The sequence below is a fragment of the Bradyrhizobium sp. Rc2d genome (assembly GCF_900099855.1).
Lineage (GTDB): Bacteria > Pseudomonadota > Alphaproteobacteria > Rhizobiales > Xanthobacteraceae > Bradyrhizobium.
The window spans coordinates 1-7,364 of the sequence record NZ_FNCU01000099.1; the positions used below are offsets into that span (position 1 = coordinate 1).

Consider the following 7,364-nt stretch of genomic DNA (forward strand, 5'->3'; position numbering starts at 1 on the left):
CGCCCGCTGATCGACTGGCTGGACTACAACGGCTACACCGTCGTCACCAAGGCGACCAAGGAATTCATCGACGCCTCCGGCCGCCGCAAGGTCAAGGGCAACATGGACATCGAGCTTGCCGTCGACGCCATGGAGCTCGCCGAGCATATCGACCAGATGGTGCTGTTCTCGGGTGACGGCGACTTCCGCTCCCTGGTCGAGGCCGTCCAGCGCCGCGGCGTGCGGGTCACCGTGGTCTCCACCATCGCCAGCCAACCACCGATGATCGCCGACGAGCTGCGCCGCCAGGCCGACGTCTTCACCGACCTCGTCGAGCTGCAATCCAAGCTCGGCCGCGACCCGTCCGAACGCCCCGCCCCGCGCGACCGCGGCGAGCGCGAGGGACGCCACCACGCTCCGCAATTCCTCCAGCGCGCAACCACGATGGCGCCGAGGGGCGATGACGACTTCGAGGAGTGAGGCGGCCCGGTCAAGCCGCCAGCCTTCCACCGTCGTTCCCGACCGTGACTGCCCGCTCTGTCCGCGTCTGGTCGCCTTTCGCGACGCCAACCGCGCGCGCGAGCCATCGTGGCACAATGCACCGGTTGCGCCCTTCGGTGACATCAAGGCGCGCCTCTTGATCGTGGGCCTTGCGCCGGGGATGCAGGGAGCCAACCGCACCGGCCGTCCTTTCACCGGCGACTATGCCGGTGATCTCCTCTACGCGACGCTGGTCGAATATGGATTTGCCAAGGGCACCTATCAGGCGCGCCCCGATGACGGCCTGAAGCTGATCGATTGCCGGATCGCCAACGCCGTGCATTGCCTGCCGCCGCAGAACAAGCCGCTTCCGATCGAGATCACCACCTGCCGCCAGTTCCTTGCGGCGAATCTCGCGACCATGCCGAACCTGCGCGCGATCGTCGCGCTCGGGCGGATTGCGCACGACAGCGTGCTCAAGCCGCTGAATCTGAAGGGCTCGCAAGCCCCCTTCGGCCATGGCGCCGTGCACCAGGCCGGCGCGTTCAAGCTCTACGACAGCTACCATTGCTCGCGCTACAACACGAATACCGGCGTGCTGACGCCCGACATGTTCCGGTCCGTGTTCGCGAAGGTGAAGGCCGATCTCGACTAAGTTAGCCCTTGGCGGGATTGGCCTTCAGCCAGTCCAGCACATCGCCGGCATTCCGGTCGGGCGGAAACACCGGGTAGAACACGTGCGTGATCCTGGCGTCATCGATGATCAGCGCGAGTCGCTTGATCAGCGTCAGGCCAGCGACCTCCATCGTCGGCAAATTCAGGGCGCGCGTCAGCGCCAGCTTCTCGTCCGAGAGCACTGGGAACGGCAGATGCAGACGCGAGGCCATCTCGATCTGGTAGTCGTTGCTCTGGGTCGAGAGACCGAACACGTGCGAGGCGCCAGCCGTCTTCAGCTCGGCAAACAGATCGCGGAACGCGCAAGTCTGCGGGGTGCAGCCGCGCGCGCCCGGGATCATGTCCCAATCGTCGACCAGCGCAATCTTGCCGGGTTCGCCGGTGCGGGGATAGGCGAACACGACGGTACGGCCGCGCAGCGCCGACAGCGTGACTGACCTGTCGTCCGTCGCGAGCAGGCCGATCGGCGGCAACGTCATGCCCTTCAGATGGGCGGCGCCACCGTCGTCGGCAGGCGCGGGAATCCGGCTCCAATCGACCTCGAGCAGGTTCCTCTGGGTCATCCCGCTATCCCCTCGCCCGCATCAGGCGGCCCTTCTCGCGGCTCCAGTCGCGCTTCTTTTCGGATTCGCGCTTGTCGTGCAGCTTCTTGCCTTTGGCAACCGCCAGCTGCAATTTGGCGCGACCGCGTTCGTTGAAGTAGAGCTTGAGCGGGATCAGCGTCATGCCCTCGCGGTCGACCGCGCCCATCAGCTTGTTGATCTGCCGGCGGTGAAGCAGCAGTTTTCGCGGCCGTTTGGGCTCGTGATTGAAGCGATTGCCCTGGAGATATTCGGGAATGGTGGCGTTGATCAGCCAGATCTCACCGTTCTTCGAGTCGGCGTAGGATTCCGCGATCGTGCTCTTGCCGTTGCGGATCGACTTGACCTCGGTGCCGGTCAGCGCAATGCCCGCCTCGATCGTATCCTCGATGGCGTAGTTGAAGCGGGCCTTGCGATTCTCCGCCATGACCTTGATCGGACGTTCGTTCTTATCGGCCATCGCAGACAAACCTGATCAAGATGCGCACGGATTCTAACAGTTCGGATAAAGCGCGCGCGTCAAGACTTCTTGAGGAGATCACGGATCTCGGTCAGCAGCTCGACCTCGGCCGACGGCTTCGGCGGCGCCGCAGGCGCGGCCTGCTCCTTCTTCAGTCGGCTCATCACCCGGATCGCCAGGAACAGCACGAAGGCGATGATGATGAAGTTGATCGTCAGCGTGAGGAAGTTGCCCCAAGCAAGTACGGCGCCTTGCTTTTTCGCTTCAACCAAATTGGTGGCGGTGACCGCCTTCGACAAGGGGGTGAAGTAGTTTGAGAAGTCGAGCCCGCCGGTAGCGGCGCCGATGATCGGCATGATCACGTCGCCGACCAGCGAATTGACGATGGCGCCGAAGGCCGCACCGATGATGACGGCGACCGCGAGGTCGACGACGTTGCCCTTCATGGCGAATTCGCGGAACTCCTTGAGCATCTGCATGCCCTTCTCCTCGACGCTCATGAAACGCTCCCCAAACGCCAATGCGTCAGTTGATGAGGCCGGCGTGCACCATTGCGCTGCGCACGGCGACGCGTGTCGGCTCGGAGACCGGCACCATCGGCAGCCGCAGCGTCTCGTCCAGCTTGCCGAGCAGCGACATCGCGTACTTGATCGGCGCCGGATTGCTCTCGATGAAGAGGTTGTTGTGCAGCGGCATCAGCTTGTCGTGAAGCTTCAGGGCGGTCGCGTGATCGCCCTTCTGCCAGGCCACGTGGAACTCCGCGCACAGGCGCGGCGCGACGTTCGAGGTCACCGAGATGCAGCCGTGGCCGCCATGGGCCATGTAGCCGAGGATGGTCGCGTCCTCGCCGGAGAGCTGATTGAAATCCTCGCCCATCGCCGCGCGCTGTTGCGACACGCGGACCATGCTAGCGGTAGCGTCCTTGACGCCGGCGATGTTCTTCAGCTCCCACAGCCGCTTCATGGTGTCGACCGACATGTCGATCACCGAGCGCGGCGGGATGTTGTAGATGATGATCGGGATTCCGATCGCATCGTTGATCGCCTTGAAGTGCTGATACATCCCTTCCTGGGTCGGCTTGTTGTAGTAGGGCGTGACGACCAGCACGGCGTCCGCGCCCGCCTTCTCGGCGTGCTGGGAGAGCTCGATCGCCTCCTTGGTCGAGTTGGAGCCGGCACCCGCGATGACGGGCACGCGGCCCTTGGCTTCAGCGATGCACCATTCGACGACCTTCTTGTGTTCGTCATGGCTGAGCGTCGGGCTCTCGCCGGTGGTGCCGACCGGCACCAGGCCGTTGGTGCCTTCTGAGATCTGCCAATTGACCAGCGAGCGGAACGCCGCCTCGTCCAGCGAGCCGTTCTTGAACGGCGTGACCAAGGCGGTGAACGACCCCCGGAATTTCGTCTTGGCTGCCATGGACTTCCTCCGTACGCGGCGATCTCTTGAGCAAGCCCCATACATATCGGGTCTATCCCGCCGGTAAAAGGCCCGCCGCCGTGTGACGCACCGTTTAGGCCGCGATTTTGCCGCGGTGATGGTGCAAATCGGCCCGAGGTAAGCGGCTGTTGGTATTTTGTCCGCATATTCAATCAATACAGCTAGATTTTGGGCCACTTGACTGATTCGGGGCGACGAAACGCCGTGACCTCCTTTCCTCGTGCCGCATGGCGATCCACCGGTCTGGTCGTATGCCTGATGGCAGGGTTGTCCGTCGGTTGTGCTGCCTTGGCCAAGTCCAGTGACAAGTCCAACGAGACGACCGCGGACGAGGCTAAGAACTCCGCGAAGCCAGCCGCCAAGGACTCGTCCAAGGGAACCGGCAAGGAAACTTCAAAGGATACGGCCAAGGGCACCAACAAGGGCGCCAGCAAGGGTGCAGCCAGCGCCCCGGCCAAGGATGCCGCGAACAAATCGGCCAAGGACGCTGGGAAGAACGCCGGCAAGGAACCCACCAAGGACAAGCCCAAGCCTGCGGCAGCAACCAAGCCCGTGGCGGCAGCGTCCAAGCCGGCGGCAGCGGCCAAGCCTGCGGCAGCGGCCCCCGCGGCAACATCAAAACCGACCGCCAACGGCGCACCGTCCAAGCCCGCACCCGCCCCGGCTTCGACGGCCACCGTCAGACCCACCGCCCCGGCCGCCGCCAGACCGTCCGCAGCTCCCGTGCTCGCTCCTGCGACCCGCCAGCATGCAGCGCCGCGCAAGCCGGTCATACCGGCCGCCGTCGCCGCGACATCGTCGACGTCGCAGGCCGACAAGGACACGCTGGAAAACGTCATCGAGCTCGCGCGCAAGCGCAAGGCGGGCGACGCCACCAATTATGCTGCTTCGATCTCGGATCCCGTCGCGCGAAAGCTGGCGGAATGGATCATCCTGCGCAGCGAGGACAATGGCGCGACCGTGGAGCGCTACCGCGCCTTCCTGTCCGCCAATCCGAGCTGGCCGTCGCAGACCTTCCTGCGGCGGCGGCTCGAGGCTGCGATGTGGGACGACAGGCGCGACGATTCAGTTGCGTGGTCGTGGTTCGAGAATGAGTCCCCGATCTCCGCCAAGGGCCGCTTCACGCTTGCCAAGGCGATGCTGGCGCGCGGCGACCGCGCCAACGCCGAGCGGCTGGTGCGCGAGGCCTGGCGCAGCGATCCGATGTCGGAGGACACCGAGAACAACGCGCTCGACCAGTTCGGCGCCCTACTGACGGCGGGCGATCAGAAGGCGCGGATGGACACCCTGCTCTACGGCAGCGAGAACGAAGCCGCGTTGCGCGCCGCCAAGCGCCTCGGCGCCAGTTATGTCGCGCTCGCCAAGGCCCGCATCGCTGCCGTCAGGAAGGCGCCGAATGCGCGCGCGCTGCTCGATGCCGTGCCGCGCGAGCTGCACAGCGATCCCGGCTTCATCTTCAGCAAGATCCAGCTCCTGCGCCGCGAGGAGAAGTTTGCCGAAGCGGCGCAGCTCATGCTCTCGGCGCCGAAGGATCCGAACCGGCTCCACAATCTCGACGAATGGTGGATCGAGCGGCGCCTCCTGGCGCGCAAGATGATCGACACCGAGGAATTCCGCAGCGCCTATCTGATCGCGCGCGATGCCGCCCTGCCCTCGCGCGACATCTACAAGACCGAGCAGGAGTTCACCGCGGGCTGGATCGCGCTCCGCTTCCTCAACGATCCCGCGACCGCCGCCCAGCATTTTGCCCGTATCGGCGTCGGCAGCGTCAACCCGACCACGCTGGCGCGCGCCGGCTATTGGCAGGGCCGCGCTGCGGAAGCGATGGGCCGCCAGCAGGAAGCGCGCAACGCCTATGCCCGCGCCGCCGAGCAGTCGACCAGCTATTACGGCCAGCTCGCGCGCGCAAAGCTCGGCCTGCCCCAGATCGAGCTCAACAACCCGCCGCGCGGACGCGGCGCCGAACGGCTCGAGATCGTGCGCGCGGCGCAACTGCTCTACGAGCTCGACGAGCGCGAGCTCGCGGTGCCCATGCTCGCCGATATGGGCGAGAACGGCGATCCCGAAGCGCTTGCCGGCCTCGGCGAGCTCACCCAGCGCTACAGCGACGCGCGCGGCATGCTGCTGCTGGGCAAGGCCGCGCTCAATCGCGGCCTGCCGTTCGACTTCTACGCCTATCCTGTCAACGGCATTCCGCAGTTCACGCCGATCGGCCCCCAGGTCGAGCGCAGCATCGTCTATGCGATCGCACGGCAGGAGAGCGCATTCAATCCGTCGGTGGTCTCGCCGGCGCAGGCCTATGGGCTGATGCAGGTGACGCCGGACGCCGCGCGCTACGTCTGCAAACGCCACGGCGCGACCTACGACCTGTCCCGGCTGAAGAACGATTCGGTCTACAACGCCACGCTCGGCTCGGCCGAGCTCGGCGGACTGCTCGAGGATTATCGCGGCTCCTACATCATGACGTTTGCCGCCTACAATGCCGGCCGCGGCAGCGTGAGGAAGTGGGTCGAGCGCTACGGCGATCCGCGCGACCCCAAGGTCGACGCGGTCGATTGGGTCGAGCTGATTCCGTTCTCCGAGACGCGCAACTACGTGCAGCGGATCATGGAGAACCTTCAGGTCTACCGCGCCCGCTTCGGCGGCGGCACGCGGCTGCAGATCGAAGCCGATTTGCGCCGCGGCACCGGCAGCGTGGAATAGCAACACCCTCGCCCGATCGCTGCCGGGAGCATCGGTGGCAAGCGATGCCCTCAGGCCTTAAGTCTCCGACGGACGGACTGCGCAGTCACGCGACCTTCGGGCGCCCTTCCCAAGACGCGCCTCGATCGAGGTCTGCAAGGTCGCTTGCCGCATCGACGAGCTCACCATTGTCGGCAAGGCCGGATCGGCGGGTCGCTTTGCAAGACGGACCGGTCAGCGACAGCCTGCCCATGCCTCGCCACGGACGGGCATGCGGGCCGCGCGGTGATCCCTCTCTCGCCGCGGCTTCAATCAGGTCTCGGCGAACGATCGATCAACGGAACGCGCGACGCCAACTCTGGCCGTCATGACCCGAGGCGAGAACAAGCCGGCAAAAAGAAAAGCCCCGGCGGTTTCCCGCCGGGGCTCTCTGTCAGGTCGTTAGACCAAACTTACCAGTTGCGCTGAGCGCGGAGCAGCAGGGTGATGCTGTCCTGATCCTTCAGCTCATACACTGCGGTCGGCTTGGCCGTGTTAGCGGCCGGGCTGAGGATGGCAGTGCCGGAATACTTCTGATCCAGATGGGTCCAGTTCAGGTCAGCCGAGAACGTCAGGTTCTTGACCGGGGTCCAGCGGGTGATGATACCGATCTGACCGATCGCGAAGTCAGGGTTACAACCCGTCACACCCACGAGGCCGCCGAACACGCCACCGGTGCCAGTCGCGCCGCAGAGCGTGGTCTTGGCGAGCGTGCCGAACTGGGCCTGAGCGTAAGCACCGTAGAGCGCGGTGTTCCAGTAGGGATCCCAGTTGTGGGTGTAAGCACCACGGAAGCCCCAGGTCTTGACCGTCTCCTGCGAGCTGCCCGTGATGAACACGGTGTCAGGAGCATTGGCGAAGCCGACGCTCTGATAGGCGATGCCCGAGCTGCCGTACATCTGGTAGGAGCTGCCCGCCAGGTTCTGGAAGTTGTAGCGGGTCGCGCCGTCGGTGTAGACGCCCTGGATGTTGATCGTGTCACCCGCACCGGTCGGGATGTTCTTGATCGACAGAGCGAGCTGAACCGCCCA

The 7,364-nt window shown here is 65.2% G+C and carries 8 protein-coding genes; 3 read left to right on the top strand and 5 right to left on the bottom strand.

Annotated elements, in window-relative coordinates:
• A partial coding sequence (locus BLV07_RS45390) for a LabA-like NYN domain-containing protein (RefSeq protein WP_091899095.1) occupies window positions 1-459 on the top strand: 459 nt, incomplete at its 5' end.
• A complete protein-coding gene (locus tag BLV07_RS45395) occupies window positions 440-1,114 on the top strand; it encodes a uracil-DNA glycosylase (protein ID WP_091899096.1) in 675 nt (224 codons plus the stop codon). The genes BLV07_RS45390 and BLV07_RS45395, both read left to right, overlap by 20 nt.
• Window position 1,115: 1 nt before the next feature.
• Here BLV07_RS45395 and BLV07_RS45400 read toward each other — a convergent pair whose 3' ends face one another.
• The 4 genes from BLV07_RS45400 to dapA are packed head-to-tail and all read right to left on the bottom strand — an operon-like array spanning window position 1,116 to window position 3,591.
• Window positions 1,116-1,697 carry a peroxiredoxin gene (locus BLV07_RS45400; RefSeq protein WP_091899097.1) on the bottom strand — a complete coding sequence of 194 codons (582 nt, stop codon included), beginning with the start codon at window positions 1,695-1,697 and terminating at the stop codon, window positions 1,116-1,118.
• A 4-nt stretch (window positions 1,698-1,701) separates the two neighbouring features.
• On the bottom strand, window positions 1,702-2,175 hold the full coding sequence (gene smpB, locus BLV07_RS45405) for an SsrA-binding protein SmpB (RefSeq protein WP_024341117.1): 474 nt from the start codon (window positions 2,173-2,175) through the stop codon (window positions 1,702-1,704).
• Between the two features lie 59 nt (window positions 2,176-2,234).
• Window positions 2,235-2,648 (bottom strand): large conductance mechanosensitive channel protein MscL, encoded by a 414-nt coding sequence (gene mscL, locus BLV07_RS45410; RefSeq protein ID WP_091899100.1) that lies wholly within the window; start codon window positions 2,646-2,648, stop codon window positions 2,235-2,237.
• Window positions 2,649-2,700: 52 nt separating this feature from the next.
• Entirely contained in the window at window positions 2,701-3,591 is an 891-nt protein-coding gene (dapA, locus tag BLV07_RS45415; RefSeq protein ID WP_091899098.1) for a 4-hydroxy-tetrahydrodipicolinate synthase, read from the bottom strand.
• Window positions 3,592-3,870: 279 nt separating this feature from the next.
• On the opposite strand from dapA, the gene BLV07_RS45420 reads away from it, so the two are divergent.
• Complete coding sequence (locus tag BLV07_RS45420) at window positions 3,871-6,315, top strand: lytic transglycosylase domain-containing protein (RefSeq protein WP_176946198.1); 2,445 nt, start codon at window positions 3,871-3,873, stop codon at window positions 6,313-6,315.
• A gap of 431 nt (window positions 6,316-6,746) precedes the next feature.
• Here BLV07_RS45420 and BLV07_RS45425 read toward each other — a convergent pair.
• Window positions 6,747-7,364: porin (locus BLV07_RS45425; protein ID WP_176946199.1), on the bottom strand; the 618-nt coding region annotated here is incomplete at its 5' end.

What these genes read in the sequence shown, in the direction of transcription:
- BLV07_RS45395 (WP_091899096.1), top strand. Translation starts at nt 440, where the DNA reads ATGACGACTTCGAGGAGTGAGGCGGCCCGGTCAAGCCGCCAGCCTTCC.
- BLV07_RS45400 (WP_091899097.1), bottom strand. Translation starts at nt 1,697, where the DNA reads ATGACCCAGAGGAACCTGCTCGAGGTCGATTGGAGCCGGATTCCCGCG.
- smpB (WP_024341117.1), bottom strand. Translation starts at nt 2,175, where the DNA reads ATGGCCGATAAGAACGAACGTCCGATCAAGGTCATGGCGGAGAATCGC.
- mscL (WP_091899100.1), bottom strand. Translation starts at nt 2,648, where the DNA reads ATGCTCAAGGAGTTCCGCGAATTCGCCATGAAGGGCAACGTCGTCGAC.
- dapA (WP_091899098.1), bottom strand. Translation starts at nt 3,591, where the DNA reads ATGGCAGCCAAGACGAAATTCCGGGGGTCGTTCACCGCCTTGGTCACG.
- BLV07_RS45420 (WP_176946198.1), top strand. Translation starts at nt 3,871, where the DNA reads ATGGCAGGGTTGTCCGTCGGTTGTGCTGCCTTGGCCAAGTCCAGTGAC.